The 18,573-nt window shown below is 70.8% G+C and carries 16 protein-coding genes; 6 read left to right on the top strand and 10 right to left on the bottom strand.

The annotated features are described in order from the left end of the window. Positions 1-134: 134 nt before the first annotated feature. Positions 135-1,298, top strand: a complete 1,164-nt coding sequence (locus RCO28_RS17690) for a serine hydrolase domain-containing protein (protein WP_308942107.1) — start codon at positions 135-137, stop codon at positions 1,296-1,298. On the opposite strand, the gene RCO28_RS17695 is transcribed toward RCO28_RS17690, so the two are convergent. The 3 genes from RCO28_RS17695 to RCO28_RS17705 all read right to left on the bottom strand — a co-directional run bounded on the left by RCO28_RS17695 (position 1,295) and on the right by RCO28_RS17705 (position 5,318). Next, positions 1,295-2,425, bottom strand: a complete 1,131-nt coding sequence (locus RCO28_RS17695) for an MFS transporter (protein ID WP_308942108.1) — start codon at positions 2,423-2,425, stop codon at positions 1,295-1,297. The genes RCO28_RS17690 and RCO28_RS17695 overlap by 4 nt on opposite strands. A gap of 191 nt (positions 2,426-2,616) precedes the next feature. Then, positions 2,617-3,531 (bottom strand): LysR family transcriptional regulator, encoded by a 915-nt coding sequence (locus RCO28_RS17700; protein ID WP_308942109.1) that lies wholly within the window; start codon positions 3,529-3,531, stop codon positions 2,617-2,619. An 80-nt stretch (positions 3,532-3,611) separates the two neighbouring features. Further along, positions 3,612-5,318, bottom strand: coding sequence for a glycerol-3-phosphate dehydrogenase/oxidase (locus RCO28_RS17705; RefSeq protein WP_308942110.1), 1,707 nt, complete (start codon positions 5,316-5,318; stop codon positions 3,612-3,614). A gap of 221 nt (positions 5,319-5,539) precedes the next feature. Between RCO28_RS17705 and RCO28_RS17710 the strand changes: the two genes are divergently transcribed. Next, the gene (locus RCO28_RS17710; protein WP_308942111.1) at positions 5,540-6,799 is read left to right on the top strand and encodes a nucleotide sugar dehydrogenase; all 1,260 of its coding nucleotides are present in this window, start codon (positions 5,540-5,542) and stop codon (positions 6,797-6,799) included. A 92-nt stretch (positions 6,800-6,891) separates the two neighbouring features. On the opposite strand, the gene RCO28_RS17715 is transcribed toward RCO28_RS17710, so the two are convergent. The 4 genes from RCO28_RS17715 to RCO28_RS17730 form a co-directional block, all read right to left on the bottom strand. Then, the gene (locus RCO28_RS17715) at positions 6,892-8,016 is read right to left on the bottom strand and encodes a GuaB3 family IMP dehydrogenase-related protein (RefSeq protein WP_308942112.1); all 1,125 of its coding nucleotides are present in this window, start codon (positions 8,014-8,016) and stop codon (positions 6,892-6,894) included. A gap of 118 nt (positions 8,017-8,134) precedes the next feature. Continuing rightward, a complete protein-coding gene (gene guaB / locus RCO28_RS17720; RefSeq protein WP_308942113.1) occupies positions 8,135-9,637 on the bottom strand; it encodes an IMP dehydrogenase in 1,503 nt (500 codons plus the stop codon). Positions 9,638-9,776: 139 nt separating this feature from the next. Continuing rightward, positions 9,777-10,364, bottom strand: coding sequence for a sigma-70 family RNA polymerase sigma factor (locus RCO28_RS17725; RefSeq protein WP_282535606.1), 588 nt, complete (start codon positions 10,362-10,364; stop codon positions 9,777-9,779). A gap of 419 nt (positions 10,365-10,783) precedes the next feature. After that, a complete protein-coding gene (locus RCO28_RS17730) occupies positions 10,784-11,395 on the bottom strand; it encodes a response regulator transcription factor (protein ID WP_003948568.1) in 612 nt (203 codons plus the stop codon). Positions 11,396-11,779: 384 nt separating this feature from the next. On the opposite strand from RCO28_RS17730, the gene RCO28_RS17735 reads away from it, so the two are divergent. After that, positions 11,780-12,109: a WhiB family transcriptional regulator gene (locus tag RCO28_RS17735; RefSeq protein ID WP_308942114.1), complete on the top strand. Its 330-nt coding sequence runs from the start codon at positions 11,780-11,782 to the stop codon at positions 12,107-12,109. A 93-nt stretch (positions 12,110-12,202) separates the two neighbouring features. On the opposite strand, the gene RCO28_RS17740 is transcribed toward RCO28_RS17735, so the two are convergent. Further along, the gene (locus RCO28_RS17740) at positions 12,203-13,099 is read right to left on the bottom strand and encodes a LysR family transcriptional regulator (RefSeq protein ID WP_308942115.1); all 897 of its coding nucleotides are present in this window, start codon (positions 13,097-13,099) and stop codon (positions 12,203-12,205) included. 79 nt (positions 13,100-13,178) lie between these two features. On the opposite strand from RCO28_RS17740, the gene RCO28_RS17745 reads away from it, so the two are divergent. Further along, entirely contained in the window at positions 13,179-13,859 is a 681-nt protein-coding gene (locus RCO28_RS17745; RefSeq protein ID WP_308942116.1) for an MOSC domain-containing protein, read from the top strand. A 60-nt stretch (positions 13,860-13,919) separates the two neighbouring features. Further along, positions 13,920-14,693: an SDR family oxidoreductase gene (locus RCO28_RS17750; protein WP_308942117.1), complete on the top strand. Its 774-nt coding sequence runs from the start codon at positions 13,920-13,922 to the stop codon at positions 14,691-14,693. Between the two features lie 149 nt (positions 14,694-14,842). On the opposite strand, the gene groL is transcribed toward RCO28_RS17750, so the two are convergent. Both groL and groES read right to left on the bottom strand, forming a co-directional pair. Continuing rightward, positions 14,843-16,471, bottom strand: a complete 1,629-nt coding sequence (groL, locus tag RCO28_RS17755; protein WP_308942118.1) for a chaperonin GroEL — start codon at positions 16,469-16,471, stop codon at positions 14,843-14,845. Between the two features lie 96 nt (positions 16,472-16,567). After that, a complete protein-coding gene (gene groES, locus RCO28_RS17760; RefSeq protein WP_016434667.1) occupies positions 16,568-16,876 on the bottom strand; it encodes a co-chaperone GroES in 309 nt (102 codons plus the stop codon). Between the two features lie 312 nt (positions 16,877-17,188). Here groES and RCO28_RS17765 point away from each other — a divergent pair, with 312 nt between their 5' ends. After that, entirely contained in the window at positions 17,189-18,565 is a 1,377-nt protein-coding gene (locus RCO28_RS17765) for an FtsW/RodA/SpoVE family cell cycle protein (RefSeq protein WP_308942270.1), read from the top strand. The last annotated feature ends 8 nt before the right edge of the window (positions 18,566-18,573 follow it).

The following is an 18,573-nucleotide window of genomic DNA, read 5'->3' on the forward strand; positions in this document are numbered from 1 at the left end:
CTCCCACCCCAACCCCGCACCAGGGCCACCGGTCGGCCACGTGGTGCGGGCGGATTCGCGGGGGTCTGTTAGGAGTTGCGGCGATCGCTGCGGTGATCTCTGCGGCCATCGCTGCGGCCATCGTGGCGGGAGCCATGGCCGCACCCACGCCGCACACGCCCGCCCCCGGGCACGGATCCCCAGCTCCCTCCGGTCAGCCTTCCTCCCCGAGCGCCCCCGCGAATCCCTCTCTCCGCGCCTCCCTGCCGCCGCTCGCCACCAGCGCCCCCGCCCCGGGAGCCGCGGCCCTCTCGCAGCTCACGACCACCGCCCACACCACGAGGCGTTACGAAGCGACAGGAACCGCCGACACCACCACCAACCGCCCTGTCAGCCGCAAGGATCACTTCCGCATCGGCAGCCTCACGAAGTCCTTCACGGCCGTCGTCGTGCTGCAGCTCGCCGCCGAGCACAGGCTGACCCTCGACGACACCGTCGAACGCCATCTGCCCGGCCTCATACGCGGCCACGGCAACGACGGCCGCGACCTCACCCTGCGCCAACTCCTCACCCACACGAGCGGTTTGTACGCCTACACGGACGCTCCGGGAGCCCCGCTCACCCCGCACGCCCCGGATCCCCGCACCACTACCTGCGGTACGCGCTGCGACCCCCCTGCCCTCGACCGCCACTACACCCCCACCCAACTCCTCCGCATCGCCCTCGCCCACCGCCCCCTCTTCCCGCCCGGCACCGACTGGTCGTACTCCAACACCAACTACACCGTCCTCGGCCTCGTCATCGAGAAGGTCACGGGCCGCAGCTACGCCGAGGAGGCACGGCGCCGCATCATCACCCCGCTGCGGCTGACCGGCACGTCGTTCCCCGGCACCGACCGACGACTGCCCACCCCGCACGGCCGCGCCTACTCCGGAACTCCCGCCTCCGCCACGGACGTCACGGAACTCGACCCCTCAGGTGCGGGCGCGGCAGGCGAGGCCATCAGCACCCTCGACGACCTCAACCGCTTCTACGCCGCACTCCTCACCGGAGACCTGCTGCCCGCACCCCAACTCGCCGCGATGCGCAGCACCCACTCGTCCGACGGCGTCTATGGCATGGGCCTGATGCCCACCAAGCTCTCCTGCACCACGGTCTGGGGCCACACCGGCCGCATCATCGGCTCGTACGCCGCCACCGCCGCCACCGCCGACGGCCACCACGTCCTGACATACCGCCTCAACTCCGACCACCCAACCGACACAGCACGCGAACGCGCCCTCCTGGAAGCCGAGTTCTGCGGGCACAGAGGGCGCTAGCGCCCTGACCGGTACGCGAGGAGGAGGCCTGCGAGGCCGAGCAGCCCGGCGATCCACAGGGGTGCTGCGTAGCCACCACCGGCGGCGAGCGCGGAACCGGCCAGGAGCGGCCCGCCCGCATTGCCGACGTTGAACGCGGAGATGTTGGCCGCCGAAGCAAGGCTGTCGGCTCCCCGGGCCGTGGCCATGACCCGGGCCTGCAGAGGCGGGATGACGGCGGCCCCGGCCAGGCCGAACAGGAAGAAGGCGACCACCGCGGCAGGCTTGCTGTGCACCGCGGCGAGGAGCAGCAGGGACACGACCGTCACTCCCGCCAGGGCCCCGATGAGCGTGGGCTCGACGGCACGGTCGGCGAGCCGCCCGGCCAGCGGCGTCCCGACCACCATGCCGAGGCCGACGAGCACCAGGACGAGCGGCACCGTCCCGCTGTCGAACCCGGTGACTTCGGTGAGCATCGGCGCGATGTACGTGAGCACGGTCAGGAACGGCGCCCAGCCCACCGCCGTCGCGGCCAGGGCCCGCCACACCCGACCGCGCCGGAAGACGGCAAGTTCGCGGCGGACGTCGGCGCCTTCCGCTACGGGCACATGAGGCACGAGCAGGGCGAGCGCCGCCAGCAGGACCACGCCGACCAGGGTCACGGCCCAGAAGGTGGCCCGCCAGCCGAGCGCCTGCCCCAGGGCCGTTCCGCCGGGCACGCCAAGGACGTTGGCGATGCTGAGGCCCATGAAGACGGTGGCGATCGCTCGGGCTCTCCGGTCGGGCGCCACGATGCCGGCGGCGACCACCGACGCGATCCCGACATACGCGCCACCCGCGAGCGCGGAGAGCACCCGCCCGGCCAGCAGCGCCCCGTACCCGGGCGCGACGGCACTCAGGAGACTGGCCGCGACGAACAGCGCCACCAGCCACAGCAACAGCAGCTTCCGGGGAACCCTCGCCCCCAGCACCGCAAGCAGCGGCGCCCCCACCACCATGCCCGCCGCATACCCCGACACCAGCAGCCCTGCCGTCGGCAGCGTGACCCCCAGGTCGTCCGCCACTTCGGGCAACAGACCCGCGATGACGACCTCGGTGGTCCCCACGGCAAAGCCCCCCAACGCGAGCGCGGACAGCGCGAGGGACACGGGCGTACGAGAAGGGGCCGACGCCGTTACACCGGGCGGTGGTGCCACCTCGGGGGGCGCGGACGCAGGGGAAGGGGCATCAGTCGGCACGGTGGCCGGTTCGTTGGTCATGCCACCAGCCTGGTGATCAACAGGCTCCTGATCAGCCCCTGCTTCCGCAACAATCGGTAAGCCCCGCTGACCGATTGGCCTTACCTACACGCCCAGCCGCTTGCCCCGCCCGCCACCAACTCCTCCGCCGCATCCACGAACCCCCGAATCCGGGCGGTCTCCCCCGCCGCCCGCCAGACCAGCCCGTACTCCAGCGGCTCCGCGTCGCGCAACGGAAGGTAGACCACGTTCCGAGGCGTGAACGACTCAGCCACATCCGCCCCCACCGGCGATATGCCCTCCCCCGCGCCGACCAGGGCGAGAGTCTCGGGCAGCGTCGCCGCGGACCGTCCCCGCCTGACAGGCCGACCGCCGGGTGTCCACGAGGGCGCCAGGTGTTCCTGCCAGTACTCCGGGACATGGCCGGAGCAGGCAAAGACCCGCTCGCGCGCCAAATCCTCGACGGACGCGCTGTCCTGTCGGGCGAGCACATGGTTGGCGGGAACGGCCAGCATGCGGGGGATGCGCAGCACGACCGGCCCACATACCAAGTCCGGCTCTACCACTGGCAGTTGCGTGACCAGTATGTCCACCTCCCCCTCCCGCAACGGCCCCAGCATGTCCCTGACCTGCGTCTCGTGAATCCGGACGTCCGTGCCGCTGTGCCTCCGGGTGAAGCGCCGGGTCACATCGAGGACGAACTCGCCTGCCGCCATGCCCAAGTAGCCGACGGTCAGGCTCCCTTCCAGCCCTCTTGCCTCGGCCTGCGCGGCGGCGAGAGCACGCTCGATCCGGCGGTAGCCCGGCTCCACCTCCTCGACCAGGCGCCGGCCCAGCGGAGTGAGCCGCACCCGGCGGCTGGTGCGCTCGAAGAGCGGGGCACCGACCCGGCGCTCGAGCCGCTGGACCGTCTGGCTGACCCTCGCCCGCGACACCTGAAGTCGCTCCGCCGTGCGGCCGAAGTGCAACTCCTCGGCGAGGGTCAGCAGGCTCTCGATCTCCAGTCGCTCCAGCACCCGGCAACCGTACTCAGCCCGTCGGCCACCCATCCGACCAGGTCAGGTCAGGTCCCGGAGCGCTCGAAACCCCGGCACCCTCACAACGGCACGATGTCCGGCGCCCCCAACCGTGCCGCGTCGGCCGTCAGGTCGTCCGGCTGGCGCTGCGACTCCCGCTCCGCCTCGACCCGCTTCTCGTAGTGCTCGACCTCTCTGTCGACGTGGTCCGCGCCCCAGCCGAGCACCTTCGCCATCAGCTCCGCGCACTCCCGGGCACTGCGCGTGCCGCGGTCGAAGGTCTCGATGGAGATACGCGTGCGCCGCGTCAGGACGTCGTCCAGATGCCTGGCGCCCTCGTGCGAAGCGGCGTAGACGATCTCGGCGCGCAGGTAGTCGTCGGCGTACTGCAGGGGTTCGCCGAGGGATGTGTCGTCCGCGATGAGGTCGAGGAGTTCCTCGGTCAGCGATCCGTACCGGTTCAACAGGTGCTCCACGCGCACCACATGGAGCCCCGTGCGGGCGGCGATTCGCGCGCGGGCGTTCCACAGCGCCTTGTAGCCCTCGGCGCCGATGAGCGGGATGTCCTCGGTGACGCAGTCGGCGACGCGCTGGTCGAGTGCGTGCACCGCCTCGTCCACGGCGTCCTTGGCCATGACGCGGTACGTCGTGTACTTGCCGCCGGCGACGACGACGAGGCCGGGCACCGGGTGGGCGACGGTGTGTTCGCGGGAGAGCTTGCTGGTGGCGTCGGACTCCCCGGCGAGCAGCGGCCTGAGCCCCGCGTACACCCCCTGCACGTCGTCCCTCGTGAGGGGGACCGCGAGCACCGAGTTCACATGCTCCAGCAGATAGTCGATGTCCGCGCTGGAGGCGGCCGGGTGGGCCTTGTCCAGGTCCCAGTCGGTGTCGGTGGTGCCGATGATCCAGTGCCGGCCCCAGGGGATGACGAACAGCACGGACTTCTCCGTACGCAGGATCAGCCCGGTCGTGGAGTTGATGCGGTCCTTGGGGACGACCAGGTGGATGCCCTTGGAGGCGCGGACGTGGAACTGGCCGCGTTCGCCGACCATGGCCTGCGTGTCGTCGGTCCACACCCCGGTGGCGTTGACGATCTGGCGGGCCCTGACCTCGTACTCCCCACCGGCCTCCGCGTCCTCCACACGGGCGCCGACGACGCGTTCGCCCTCGCGCAGGAATCCGGTGACGCGGGCGCGGTTGGCGACCTTCGCGCCGTAGGCCGCGGCCGTGCGGACCATCATCGCGACGTATCGGGCGTCGTCCATCTGCGCGTCGTAGTACTGCATGGCGCCGACCAGCGCGTCCCTCTGCAGGCAGGGCGCGACGCGCAGGGCGTGACGGCGGCTGAGGTGACGGTGCATCGGCAGACCGCGGCCGTGGCCCCGGGACATCGACATGGCGTCGTAGAGGGCGACGCCGGATCCGGCGTAGAGCCGCTCCCAGCCCTTGTGCTGCAGCGGGTAGAGGAACGGGACGGGTTTGACGAGGTGCGGGGCGATGCGTTCGAGCAGGAGTCCGCGCTCCTTCAGTGCCTCACGCACCAGTGCGAAGTCGAGCATCTCCAGATAGCGCAGGCCTCCGTGGATGAGCTTGCTCGACCGGCTCGACGTGCCGGAAGCCCAGTCGCGGGCCTCGACGAGGCCGGTGGAGAGGCCTCTCGTGACGGCGTCGAGCGCGGTGCCGGCACCGACCACGCCCGCGCCGACGACCAGCACGTCGAGTTCCCGTTCGGCCATGCCCGCGAGTGCTTCCGCCCGCTCGGCCGGTCCCAGTGTCGCTGTCCTCACTGCTGCCTCCCGTCGCCCCCGTGTGGTCGGGCTCACAACGTCGATTCTGTCCGCAGTCGCGGACTTCAGCCACCGCCTGTGGACAACACTCCGAAGACAGGCATCGCGCAATGCCGCATCACGGTCATATTTACTCCTAACCTGACATTGCGCTGGTCCGCTCTGTCCACAGGGCTTGCGCGCTCCTCCCGTTCCGGCTATTGGGAAGGACGGCCCACGCCATGCCCGCAGATCTCGCCGTCATCGGACTCGGACATCTCGGCCTGCCCCTCGCCCAGGCCGCCGTCGCGTCCGGGATCGAGACCATCGCCTACGACCCCCGCCTCAGCGCCGACCTCGCCGCGGGCCGGCTGCCCGCCGACGAGGGCACCCTGACCGCGGCCGACCTGCGCCGGATGCTCTCGGGGGGCTTCCGGCCGACCTCGAACCCGGTGGAGCTCGGCCGGGTGCGCACCGCCGTCATCTGCGCATCGACCCCGCTCGGCGCCGACGGCTCCCTCGACCTGAGCCAGGTCGCCGAGGCGGCCCGCGACCTCGCCGCCCGGCTGCGCCCGCACACCACGGTCATCCTGGAGTCGCCCGCGTACCCGGGCACCACGGACGACGTCGTCCGCCCGCTCCTCGAGAAGGGCTCAGGGCTGCGGGCCGGACGCGACTTCCACCTCGCGTACTCGCCCGGCCGCCTCGACCCCGGCAGCCGCACCCACGGCTACGCCAACACCCCCAAGGTCATCGGCGGCCTCACCCCGGCCTGCACCGAGTCGGCCGCCGCGTTCTACGGCCGCCTCACCGACAAGGTCGTACGCGCGCGTGGCCCCCGCGAGGCGGAGACGGTCCAGCTCCTGGAGACCAACTACCGGCACGTCAACATCGCCCTGGTCAACGAGATGGCCGTCCTCTGCCACGACCTGGGCGTCGACCTCTGGGACGTCATCCGCTGCGCCGAGACCAAGCCCTTCGGCTTCCAGGCCTTCCGCCCGGGACCCGGCGTCGGCGGCCACGGCATCCCGCTCGACCCCAACTACCTGCCCCACCACAGCCGCACACCCGGCCACCCGCTGCGCATGGTCGGCCTCGCGCAGGAGATCAACCACCGCATGCCGCAGTACGTGATCCAGCGCGCGGCCACGCTCCTCAACGAGCACGGCAAGTCCGCCCGCGCCGCGCGTGTGCTGCTTCTCGGCGTCACCTACAAGCCCGACCTCGCCGACCAACAGGGCTCACCCGCCCACGAGATCGCCACCCGCCTGATGGAGCTCGGCGCCGCCATCAGCTACCACGACCCGTACGTCCCGCACTGGAACGTCCTCGGCCGCCCCGTCCCCCGCGCCGACTCCCTCTACGAGGCGGCCGCCGACGCCGACCTGACGATCCTGCTCCAGCCCCACCGCACGTACGACCTGCAAAGCCTCGCCGTGAAGGCCCAGTTGCTGCTCGACACCCGGGGCGCGACCCCGATCGGGGCGGCCCACCGCCTCTGACGAAACCGGCACAGCACCAGCGAATCCCGCACTACAGAAGAAGGGCCGTACCGCTCGCGCGCGGTACGGCCCTTCTTCTGTAGTGCTGTGTTTCAGCGGCGGTGCACCGAGTCAGCGACCGTCACCTCGACGCGCTGGAACTCCTTGAGCTCGCTGTAGCCGGTCGTGGCCATCGAACGACGCAGGGCGCCGAAGAAGTTCATCGAGCCGTCGGGCGAGTGCGAGGGACCGGTGAGGACCTCCTCGGTCGTGCCGACCGTGCCCAGGTCGACCTTCTTGCCGCGCGGCACATCCTCGTGCACGGCCTCCATGCCCCAGTGGTGGCCCTTGCCGGGCGAGTCCGTGGCACGGGCCAGCGGGGAGCCCATCATCACCGAGTCCGCACCGCAGGCGATGGCCTTCGGCAGGTCGCCGGACCAGCCCACGCCGCCGTCGGCGATGACGTGGACGTACCGGCCGCCGGACTCGTCGAGGTAGTCCCGGCGCGCGGCGGCGACATCGGCCACGGCGGTCGCCATCGGGACCTGGATGCCGAGGACGTTGCGCGTGGTGTGCGCGGCGCCGCCCCCGAAGCCGACGAGCACACCCGCGGCACCGGTACGCATCAGGTGCAGCGCGGCCGTGTACGTGGCGCAGCCGCCGACGATCACCGGGACGTCCAGCTCGTAGATGAACTGCTTGAGGTTCAGCGGCTCGGCGGCACCCGACACGTGCTCGGCCGACACCGTCGTACCGCGGATCACGAAGATGTCGACGCCCGCGTCCACGACGGCCTTGGAGAACTGGGCCGTGCGCTGCGGGGAGAGGGCCGCGGCGGTGACGACACCGGAGTCGCGGACCTCCTTGATGCGCTGGCCGATCAGCTCTTCCTTGATCGGCGCGGCGTAGATCTCCTGCAGGCGGCGGGTCGCGGCCTCGGGCGCCAGCTCGGCGATCTCGTCGAGCAGCGGCTGCGGGTCCTCGTAACGGGTCCACAGGCCCTCGAGGTTGAGCACGCCCAGGCCGCCCAGCTCGCCGATACGGATCGCCGTCTGCGGCGAGACGACCGAGTCCATGGGGGCCGCGAGGAACGGCAGTTCAAAACGGTAGGCGTCGATCTGCCAGGCGATCGAGACCTCCTTCGGGTCCCGCGTCCGGCGGCTCGGCACGATGGCGATGTCGTCGAACGCGTACGCCCTGCGGCCGCGCTTGCCGCGCCCGATCTCGATCTCAGTCACGTTGTGTGGCCTTTCCACTCTCCGGTCTGCGTCTTCCAGTATCCCCGACACACACACCGAGGCCCGCGGGCGTAGTACCCACGGGCCTCCAAGCGTGCTCCCCGTCTGTGCCCGTCGGTCAGCGACCAGCGTAGTTGGGCGCCTCGACGGTCATCGCGATGTCGTGCGGGTGGCTCTCCTTGAGCCCGGCCGAGGTGATCCGGACGAACCGGCCCTTGACCTTCAGCTCCGGGATGTCGGCGGAGCCCACGTACCCCATGGAGGCGCGCAGGCCGCCGACCAGCTGGTGCGCGACCGAGGAGAGCGGGCCGCGGTAGGGCACCTGGCCCTCGATGCCCTCGGGCACGAGCTTGTCCTCGGAGAGGACGTTGTCCTGGAAGTACCGGTCCTTGGAGAAGGACCGGGCCTGGCCGCGGGACTGCATCGCGCCGAGCGAGCCCATGCCGCGGTACGACTTGAACTGCTTGCCGTTGATGAACACCATCTCGCCCGGCGACTCCTCGCAACCGGCGAGCAGCGAGCCGAGCATCACCGTGTCGGCGCCGGCGGCGATGGCCTTGGCGATGTCGCCGGAGTACTGCAGGCCGCCGTCGCCGATGAGGGGGACGCCCGCGGCGTGGCACGCCTTGGCGGCCTCGTAGATCGCGGTGACCTGCGGGACGCCGATGCCGGCGACGACGCGGGTGGTGCAGATGGAGCCGGGGCCGACGCCGACCTTGACGCCGTCGACACCGGCGTCGATCAGCGCCTGGGCGCCTTCGCGCGTCGCGACGTTGCCGCCGACGATGTCGATGTTGATGTTGGTCTTCAGCTTGGCGATCATGTCGAGGATGCCGCGGCTGTGGCCGTGCGCGCTGTCCACAACGAGGAAGTCGGCACCGGCCTCGACGAGGGCCTGCGCCCGGTCGTACGCCTCGTCCCCGACGCCCACCGCGGCGCCGACGACCAGGCGGCCCTCGGCGTCCTTCGCGGCGTTGGGGTACTTCTCGGCCTTCACGAAGTCCTTGACCGTGATGAGGCCCTTGAGGATGCCGGCGTCGTCGACGAGCGGCAGCTTCTCGATCTTGTGGCGGCGGAGCAGCTCCATGGCGTCCTCGCCGGAGATGCCGACCTTGCCGGTGACCAGCGGCATCGGCGTCATGACCTCGCGGACCTGGCGCGAGCGGTCCACCTCGAAGGCCATGTCGCGGTTGGTGACGATGCCGAGGAGCTTGCCGCCGCCGTCGGTGACGGGCACGCCGCTGATGCGGAACTTGGCGCACAGCTCGTCGGCCTCACGCAGCGTCGCGTCCGGCGAGACCGTGATCGGGTCGGTCACCATGCCGGACTCGGAGCGCTTCACCAGGTCGACCTGGTTGGCCTGGTCCTCGATGGAGAGGTTGCGGTGCAGCACACCGGCGCCGCCCTGCCGGGCCATGGCGATGGCCATCCGGGCCTCGGTGACCTTGTCCATCGCCGCTGAGAGCAGCGGAATGTTCACCGAGACGTTGCGCGAGACACGCGAGGCGGTGCTCACCTTGTTCGGCAGGACTTCGGAGGCGCCCGGCAGCAGCAGGACGTCGTCGTATGTCAGCCCGAGCATCGCGAATTTCTCGGGTGCTCCGTCGACGTGGTCACTCATGACACCTTCCCCAATGCTCTTGCCAGGCGCGGACCACCATGCTAACGGCCCGCGGGAGCGCTTCATTCCACGATCCCATCACAGCGAACGGCGATCGTTGTACGTTCCTACGACAACGCGGCGCCGGACTCCGCCCGCCTCACTGCTCCGCGAGTGCCCGCAACCGGCTCAACGCCCGGTGCTGTGCGACCCGGACGGCGCCGGGCGACATCCCCAGCATCTGGCCGGTCTCCTCGGCGGTGAGCCCGACGGCGATCCGGAGCAGCAGCAGCTCGCGCTGATTCTCCGGAAGATTGGCGAGGAGTTTCTTGGCCCACGCGGCGTCGCTGCTGAGCAGCGCGCGCTCCTCGGGCCCGAGGGAGTCGTCGGGCCGCTCGGGCATCTCGTCGGACGGCACGGCCGTGGACCCCGGGTGGCGCATCGCGGCGCGCTGCAGGTCGGCGACCTTGTGCCCGGCGATGGCGAAGACGAAGGCCTCGAAGGGGCGCCCCGTGTCCCGATAGCGCGGCAGCGCCAGGAGCACGGCGACACACACTTCCTGGGCGAGATCCTCCACGAAGTGCCGTGCGTCACCCGGCAGTCGGGACAGCCGGGTGCGGCAGTAGCGCAGCGCGAGGGGGTGCACGCGGGCCAGGAGGTCGTGCGTGGCCTGCTCGTCACCGTCGACCGCGCGCCGTACGAGTGCACCGATGGCCCCTTGGGCAGCAGCAGCCTCGTCGTCACGCATCGGTCCATGGTGCCTCGGCGTCTGCCGATCCGTGGCACCGCGTCCAGAGTTGTGCACCGAAGCGTTATGAGCAGGTGCGCCGGAACTCATCTCCTGCGCCCTCCCCTCCCGCTCGATCGAATCGTCCCCGAGGAACTCCACACCTCAAGGATGCGGCATCGCGCGGGAAACGAAGCACGGCACGGTCCGAGCCGTCCGAACCGCAGGTCACGACGCGTCCCGTCCGCGTGGTGGCGGACGGGACGCACTGACGACGACACGGAACCCGCGCGGCGGCGCACTTCCAGGCCGTGTCCGAAAAGTCCCGCCGTCCGCCCGAAGGGCGGGCCCTGCGGCTCCCCCAGCCTTCGGCCGGGGAAGTCGCGGGGCTGGGGGCACCTCCCGCCCGAAGGCTGGGGGCGGGGCTCTACGGGCACGGCCTAGCGGACCAGGCCCCAGCGGAAGCCGAGCGCCACGGCGTGCGCGCGGTCCGAGGCGCCGAGCTTCTTGAACAGTCTGCGCGCGTGCGTCTTGACCGTGTCCTCGGAGAGGAACAGCTCACGGCCGATCTCGGCGTTGGAGCGGCCGTGGCTCATGCCTTCGAGGACCTGGATCTCACGCGCGGTGAGCGTCGGCGCCGCCCCCATCTCGGCGGAACGCAGCCGCCGCGGGGCGAGCCGCCAGGTCGGGTCGGCGAGGGCCTGCGTGACCGTCGCCCGCAGTTCGGCGCGCGAGGCGTCCTTGTGCAGATATCCGCGGGCGCCGGCGGCGACCGCGAGCGCGACGCCGTCGAGATCCTCGGCGACGGTCAGCATGATGATCCGGGCGCCGGGGTCGGCCGAGAGCAGCCGGCGCACCGTCTCGACGCCCCCCAGACCGGGCATGCGTACGTCCATCAGAATCAGGTCCGAGCGATCGGCGCCCCAGCGGCGGAGGACTTCCTCGCCGTTGGCCGCGGTCGTCACGCGCTCTACGCCGGGCACGGTCGCCACCGCGCGTCGGAGCGCCTCTCGGGCAAGCGGGGAGTCGTCGCAGACGAGGACGGAAGTCATGACTGTCCCCCGCGGCTCTCACAGCTGCTGCGCGTCACCTTGAGCCTCCAGGCTGGTACGAATCGTCACCTGTGCGATTGACGCCCTCGGACACCTGCCCGAGCGCTTCTGTTTTCAACCGCCTCACACCCTCAACGACGGTCACTCGAAAGAGTTACGGGCTCGTGACCCCTCTTCGACACTCTACGTGAGGGCTCGGACACCGCACCGCTACCGCAGGTCACCGCAACTTCGCCTGAAGCTATGCCCCATTTAGCGGCTTTTCTTCCCTTTTCATGGTGTCTGTGACTAGATTCGCCATGAGTCATATTTTCATCTACTCAGACAGTAGATGTACGGTCATGGGTCCGTAGTCCGCACAAACAGGTTGCAAGGGGACAAGCAATGGCAGATTTCTCCCGCCTTCCCGGACCGAACGCCGATCTGTGGGACTGGCAGCTCCTGGCAGCCTGCCGCGGGGTGGACAGCTCTCTGTTCTTCCACCCGGAGGGCGAGCGGGGCGCCGCGCGAAGTGCACGTGAGAACTCGGCCAAGGAGGTCTGCATGAGGTGCCCGGTGCGCGCCCAGTGCGCCGCGCACGCGCTCGCCGTACGAGAGCCGTACGGCGTCTGGGGCGGGCTGACCGAGGACGAGCGCGAGGAGCTCATGGGGCGCGCGCGGCATCGCCTCGTCACGGCGGCGGCGACGTCCGGCGCGAGCAGCTCGGTGCACTGACCCGAGCTCCACAGAACACCGAAGGAACGTTTCTTCGCAGGGACCGCAACCGTCACAGGTGTCGCACGCAGCGCCACCGGGGATGTGGACGGCTCAGCGGGTCGCGGCCCTGGCGAGGTGGTCAAGGGTGGCCGCCACCGCCGGGACCTGCTCCAGGTCGGGCAGGGTGAGCGCGACGATCTCGCGGCGCACGGCAGGCTCCACCGCCACCGCGCGGGCCCCCTTGGGACGTACGGACTCCAGGGCCAGCTCCGGCAGTACGGCGACGCCGAGGCCCGCACCCACCAGGCTGATCACCGCCGGGTAGTCGTCCGTCGCGAAGTCGATGCGCGGGGTGAAGCCGGCGCCCTCGCAGACGTCCACCAGCTGTCGGCGGCAGCGCGGGCAGCCCGCGATCCAGGGCTCGTCCGCGAGTTCGCCGATGGCGACGGAGGCCGAGCGCGCCAGGCGATGCCCCTCCGGGACGAGGCCTACGAGCCGGTCGGCGAGCAGCGGCCGGACGACCAGGTCGCTCCAGTCCTCCGTGGCGTGCGCGCCGTCGTACCGGAAGGCGAGGGCCACGTCGCAGTCGCCGTCGCGGAGCATCTCCACCGAGCGGGGCGGTTCGGCGTCGACGAGGGAGACCCGCGTGCCGGGGTGGGCGGCGCGGAGGGCGGCGAGTGCGGTCGGCACGAGGGCGGAGCTGCCGCTGGGGAAGGAGACGAGGCGGACGCGGCCGGCGCGCAGGCCGGCGATCGCGGCGACCTCCTCCTCGGCGGCGGTGAGTCCGGCGAGGATGCCCGAGGCGTGTCTGACCAGGGCTTCTCCGGCCTGCGTGAGGCGCATCTCGCGGCCCGTGCGGATCAGCAGCGGGGTGCCCGTGGACTGTTCGAGCGCCTTCATCTGCTGGCTCACGGCGGGCTGGGTGCAGCCGAGCTCACGGGCCGCCGCGGAGAAGGAGCCGGTGGCGGCCACGGCGCGGAGTACGCGGAGATGACGGGCCTCGATCATGCGTCGAGCATAAGTCACTCTTGGGGGAAGCGGAGATTAACGCTTCGACGCTTTGGCTTCTGCGGCTTAGCGTGCCCGTATGGAGCTTCTTTCAGTGAACGTGGGCCGCTTCAAGTCCGTGGAGTACACCGACGCGCCCTCGGGTGGGACCGGTATCGACAAGCGGCCCGTCGAGGGGCCGGTACGGATCGCGGCGCCGGGCCCGAAGGGCGGGGCCGGCAGCGGGCTCTCCGGTGACACGGTGTCCGACCTGCGGCATCACGGCGGTGACGACCAGGCGGTGTACGCCTTCGCGCGCGAGGACCTGGACGCCTGGGAGCGCGAGCTCGGCCGGCCGCTGGCGCACGGCGCGTTCGGCGAGAACCTCACGACGTCGGGGCTCGACGTGAGCGGCGCCCGGATCGGGGAGCGGTGGCGGATCGGCGGGGAGGTCGTCCTCGAGGTGACGTCCTCGCGGATCCCGTGCCGTACGTTCGCCGGGCATCTCGGCGAGAAGGGCTGGGTGCGGCGGTTCACGCAGGGCGCGGCGCCGGGGGCGTATCTGCGGGTGATCGAGCCGGGCGAGGTGCGGGCCGGGGACGCGATCGAGGTGCTGCACCGGCCGGACCACGAGGTCACCGTCGCCTTCCAGTTCAGGTCCGCCACCACCGAGCGGGCCCTGCTGCCGCGCACGCTCGCGGCCGGTGCCGCCCTGCACCCGGAGGCCGCGGCGCACGCGCGGACCTACGTCGAGAAGTACCGGGGTACCGATTCCGCTTAGGGCCTGCGGCGTAAGGGAGTTGGCGTCAGGGCGGATCAACGGGGCCCTTAGCCTTGGCCCATGACTACCGCTCTGATTACGGGATCGACCGCGGGCATCGGCTCCGCCTTCGCCCGGCGCCTCGCCGCCGACGGCCACAACCTCGTGCTCGTCGCACGCGACATCGCGCGGCTGCGGGAGCAGGCCACCGAACTCCACGACCGGCACGGCATCGAGGCCGAGGTGCTCTCCGCCGACCTGGCCACCGAGGCGGGCATCGCGGCCGTCGAGAAGCGGCTCGGTGACCGCCGCGACCCGGTCGACCTGCTGATCAACAACGCCGGCTTCGGTCACAAGGGGGCGTACCTCGATGTGCCCATGGCCGAGGAGTTGACGATGCTGAAGGTGCACATCGAGGCGGTCCTGCGGCTCACATCGGCGGCCGTCGAGGCGATGCGGGACCGCGGCCGGGGCGGTGTGGTCAACGTGGCGTCGGTGGCGGCGTTCGTGCCGCGCGGTACGTACGGGGCGTCGAAGGCGTGGGTCGTGCAGTTCACGCAGGGCGCGGCGAAGGACCTGGCCGGGTCCGGGGTGCGGCTGATGGCGCTGTGCCCGGGATTCGTGCGTACGGAGTTCCACGAGCGGGCCGGGATGGGGACCGACAACATTCCGAAGTGGATGTGGCTGGACGCCGACAAGCTGGTCGCGGCGGCGCTCGCGGATCTGGCGCGGGGCAGGACGCTGTCGATCCCGGACCCGCGGTACAAGGCGCTGATGGGCGCGGTGAGGGTCGTTCCGCGCAACTTGCTGGGCGGGATCACCAGCCGTACCGGCCGCAAGTACGGGCCGAGGTAGTTCCCGGTCCGCGGCCCGGTGGCCCGTCCTCGCGCAGTTCCCCGCGCCCCTGAGGCATGCGCTGCGCGCGCCTCCCCCGGGCAAGGCCTGAGGCCCGCCACCCCGGAACGGGGCGGCGGGCCTCAGGAACAGCTCAATGCGGCGGAGCGTCAGTGGGAGTGGCCGTGACCGTGGCCGTGGCCCGCGTCGGCCTCCTCCTCGGCCGGCTTCTCGACGACCAGGGTCTCGGTCGTGAGCAGCAGGGAGGCGATGGAGGCGGCGTTCTCCAGGGCGGAGCGGGTGACCTTGACCGGGTCGATGACGCCGGCCTTCACCAGGTCGCCGTACTCACCGGTGGCGGCGTTGAAGCCCTCGCCCTTGCCCAGCTCGGCGACCTTGGAGGTGATGACGTAACCCTCGAGGCCGGCGTTCTCGGCGATCCAGCGGAGCGGCTCGACGGCGGCGCGGCGGACGACGGCGACACCGGTGGCCTCGTCGCCCTCCTTGCCGAGGTTGCCCTCAAGCACCTTGACGGCGTGGACCAGAGCGGAGCCACCACCGGAGACGATGCCCTCCTCGACCGCGGCGCGGGTCGCGGAGATGGCGTCCTCCAGACGGTGCTTCTTCTCCTTCAGCTCCACCTCGGTGGCGGCGCCGACCTTGATGACGCACACGCCGCCGGCCAGCTTCGCGAGACGCTCCTGGAGCTTCTCGCGGTCCCAGTCGGAGTCCGTGGACTCGATCTCGGCCTTGATCTGGTTGACGCGGCCCGCGACGTCCTCGGAGTTGCCGCCACCGTCGACGACGGTCGTGTCGTCCTTGGTGATCGTCACGCGGCGGGCGGTGCCGAGCACGTCCAGACCGGCCTGGTCGAGCTTGAGGCCGACCTCCTCGGCGATGACGGTGGCACCGGTGAGGGTGGCCATGTCGCCGAGCATCGCCTTGCGGCGGTCACCGAAGCCGGGGGCCTTCACGGCGACGGCGTTGAACGTGCCGCGGATCTTGTTCACGACCAGGGTCGACAGGGCCTCGCCCTCGACGTCCTCGGCGATGATCAGCAGCGGCTTGGAGCCACCGGACTGGATGACCTTCTCGAGCAGCGGGAGCAGGTCCTGGATCGAGGAGATCTTGCCCTGGTGGATCAGGATGTACGGGTCGTCGAGGACGGCCTCCATACGCTCCTGGTCGGTGACGAAGTACGGGGACAGGTAGCCCTTGTCGAAAGCCATGCCCTCGGTGAAGTCCAGCTCCAGACCGAAGGTGTTGGACTCCTCGACGGTGATGACACCGTCCTTGCCGACCTTGTCCATCGCCTCGGCGATGAGCTCACCGATCTGCTTGTCCTGGGCGGACAGCGCGGCGACCGCGGCGATGTCCTCCTTGGAGTCGATCGGGCGGGCGGTGGCGACCAGGTCGTCGGAGACGGCCTTGACGGCGGCGTCGATGCCCTTCTTCAGGGCGGCCGGGGAGGCACCCGCGGCGACGTTGCGCAGGCCCTCGCGGACCAGGGCCTGGGCGAGCACGGTGGCGGTGGTCGTACCGTCACCCGCGATGTCGTTGGTCTTGGTCGCCACCTCCTTCACGAGCTGCGCGCCGAGGTTCTCGTACGCGTCCTCGACCTCGACCTCACGGGCGATGGTCACGCCGTCGTTGGTGATGGTGGGGGCGCCGAACTTCTTGTCGATGACGACGTTGCGGCCCTTGGGGCCGATCGTCACCTTGACCGTGTCGGCAAGCTTGTTGACGCCGCGCTCGAGGGCGCGACGGGCGTCCTCGTCGAACTTCAGGATCTTCGCCATGGAGCTTTGTCAGTCCTCTCGAAAACGAACAGCGCCCCCGGCGCCCGGCTTCTTATGGCGGGGGCCAGGGGCGCAGTTCAAAGCAAAACCGGTGAATTACTTCTCGACGATCGCGAGCACGTCGCGGGCCGAGAGGACGAGGTACTCCTCGCCGTTGTACTTCACCTCGGTGCCGCCGTACTTGCTGTACAGCACGATGTCGCCGGTCTTGACGTCGAGCGGCAGGCGCTCGCCGTTCTCGAAACGGCCCGGACCGACAGCGAGGACGACGCCCTCCTGGGGCTTCTCCTTCGCGGTGTCCGGAATGACCAGGCCAGAGGCCGTGGTCTGCTCGGCGTCGAGCGGCTGGACCACAATGCGGTCCTCGAGCGGCTTGATGGCAACCTTGGAGCTGGCGGTCGTCACGATCCGACCTCCCCCTTCGGAGATCTCACGGGGTTAACTGTCTGAGGTGGCGACCAGGTGGATCCGTCGTCGCGGGTGCCGGACCTGCCCGTCGCTGTGTTGGCACTCTCCAACGGGGAGTGCCAGAGCCGACACTATGACCGCGATTAGCACTCGGTCAAGCGGAGTGCCAATCACGGCCCCGTCCCGCCCTCCGACTGGCCGCACGCCACCCCCTCCCCCGCCCTGCGGAACCGCTCCGGGATCTTCCCCGTCTTGGTGCGCGTGACGAAAAAGGGACCAATAGGCGAACAGGACGGACAGGTCGCACAGATCGGACAGGCCGCCTACCGTCGGCCCGCGCCCGCCGCGCTGTCGCGCCGGCGCACCGAGGCCCTGCTCCTGCTGTTCACGGTCGCGATCGCGGTCTTCGGGCACGCCTGCGTCGGCCTCGCGATGACGGGCCGACTCCCCACCGGAATCGCCCAGTTGACGGCGAGCCTGGCGCTGCTCGCCGGGGTCGGACACCTCACGGTGCGCCGCTTCGCGCCGTACGCGGATCCGCTGATCCTGCCGCTCGCGACGCTGCTCACCGGGCTCGGGCTCGTCCTGCTGCACCGTCTGGACATCTCGTACGCGGAGAAGTACCGGAACTCCGCGGCCACCGCGGACGGGCAGTTGCTGTGGTCGGTGATCGGGATGGCGTGCTGCGCCGGGGTGCTCGCGGTGCTGCGCGACCACCGGCGGCTGCAGCGGTACGTGTACCTGACGATGGCCGTCGCGCTCGTCCTGCTGATGGCGCCGGCGTTCTTCCCCGGGGACACGTACGGCGCGAAGCGGTGGATCTATCTGGGCGGGATGTCGTTCCAGCCGGGCGAGTTCGTGAAGATCATGATCGCGGTGTTCTTCGCGGGCTATCTGACCCTGAACCGCGACGCCCTCGCCCTCACCGGCCGCCGGCTGCTCGGCGTGCGGCTGCCGCCGGGGCGGCAGCTCGGGCCGATCCTCACGGTCTGGGTGATCAGCCTGCTCGTCCTGGTCTTCGAGCGGGACCTGGGCACCTCGCTGATCTTCTTCGGGCTCTTCGTGGTGATGCTGTACGCGGCGACGCAGCGGACCTCGTGGGTCCTGTGCGGTGTGCTGCTCGCGGCCGTCGGCGCCTTCGTCGTCGGTTCGCTTGAGCCGCATGTGCACGGGCGGGTGGCGGCCTGGCTCGACCCCTTCGCCGCGCTGACGCCCGAGGGCCGGGCCGCGGGCGCCTCCGACCAGTTGGCGCAGGCCCTCTTCGGTTTCGGCACCGGAGGACTCACGGGGACGGGGCTCGGCCTCGGACACCCGGAGCTGATCGGGTTCGCGGGCCGCAGCGACTTCATCCTGACCACCGTCGGCGAGGAGTTGGGCCTGACCGGGGTGATGGCCGTACTGCTGCTCTACGCCCTGCTCGTGGAGCGCGGGCTGCGGACGGCCGTGCTCGCGCGGGACCCGTTCGGGAAGCTGCTCGCGGTGGGGCTCTCGGCAGCGCTGATGCTGCAGGTGTTCGTGGTCGCAGGCGGGGTGCTCGGCCTGATCCCGCTGACCGGGAAGGCGCTGCCGTTCCTCGCCAAGGGCGGGTCCTCGCTGGTCGCGAACTGGGTGCTCGTCGCGCTGCTGCTGCGGATCAGCGACAGCGCGGGACGGCACCGCGAGGCCGCCGACTCCCCTGCCCAGTAGGCGGGTTG

This window comes from Streptomyces sp. LHD-70 (assembly GCF_031157275.1).
Taxonomy (GTDB): Bacteria; Actinomycetota; Actinomycetes; order Streptomycetales; family Streptomycetaceae; genus Streptomyces.

Coding starts and splice junctions, on each gene's coding strand:
- RCO28_RS17750 (WP_308942117.1), top strand. CDS start 13,920: ATGACTACCGCTCTGATTACGGGATCGACCGCGGGCATCGGCTCCGCC.
- RCO28_RS17725 (WP_282535606.1), bottom strand. CDS start 10,364: ATGCGTGACGACGAGGCTGCTGCTGCCCAAGGGGCCATCGGTGCACTC.
- RCO28_RS17740 (WP_308942115.1), bottom strand. CDS start 13,099: ATGATCGAGGCCCGTCATCTCCGCGTACTCCGCGCCGTGGCCGCCACC.
- RCO28_RS17735 (WP_308942114.1), top strand. CDS start 11,780: ATGGCAGATTTCTCCCGCCTTCCCGGACCGAACGCCGATCTGTGGGAC.
- RCO28_RS17710 (WP_308942111.1), top strand. CDS start 5,540: ATGCCCGCAGATCTCGCCGTCATCGGACTCGGACATCTCGGCCTGCCC.
- groL (WP_308942118.1), bottom strand. CDS start 16,471: ATGGCGAAGATCCTGAAGTTCGACGAGGACGCCCGTCGCGCCCTCGAG.
- RCO28_RS17690 (WP_308942107.1), top strand. CDS start 135: ATGGCCGCACCCACGCCGCACACGCCCGCCCCCGGGCACGGATCCCCA.
- guaB (WP_308942113.1), bottom strand. CDS start 9,637: ATGAGTGACCACGTCGACGGAGCACCCGAGAAATTCGCGATGCTCGGG.
- RCO28_RS17745 (WP_308942116.1), top strand. CDS start 13,179: ATGGAGCTTCTTTCAGTGAACGTGGGCCGCTTCAAGTCCGTGGAGTAC.
- RCO28_RS17730 (WP_003948568.1), bottom strand. CDS start 11,395: ATGACTTCCGTCCTCGTCTGCGACGACTCCCCGCTTGCCCGAGAGGCG.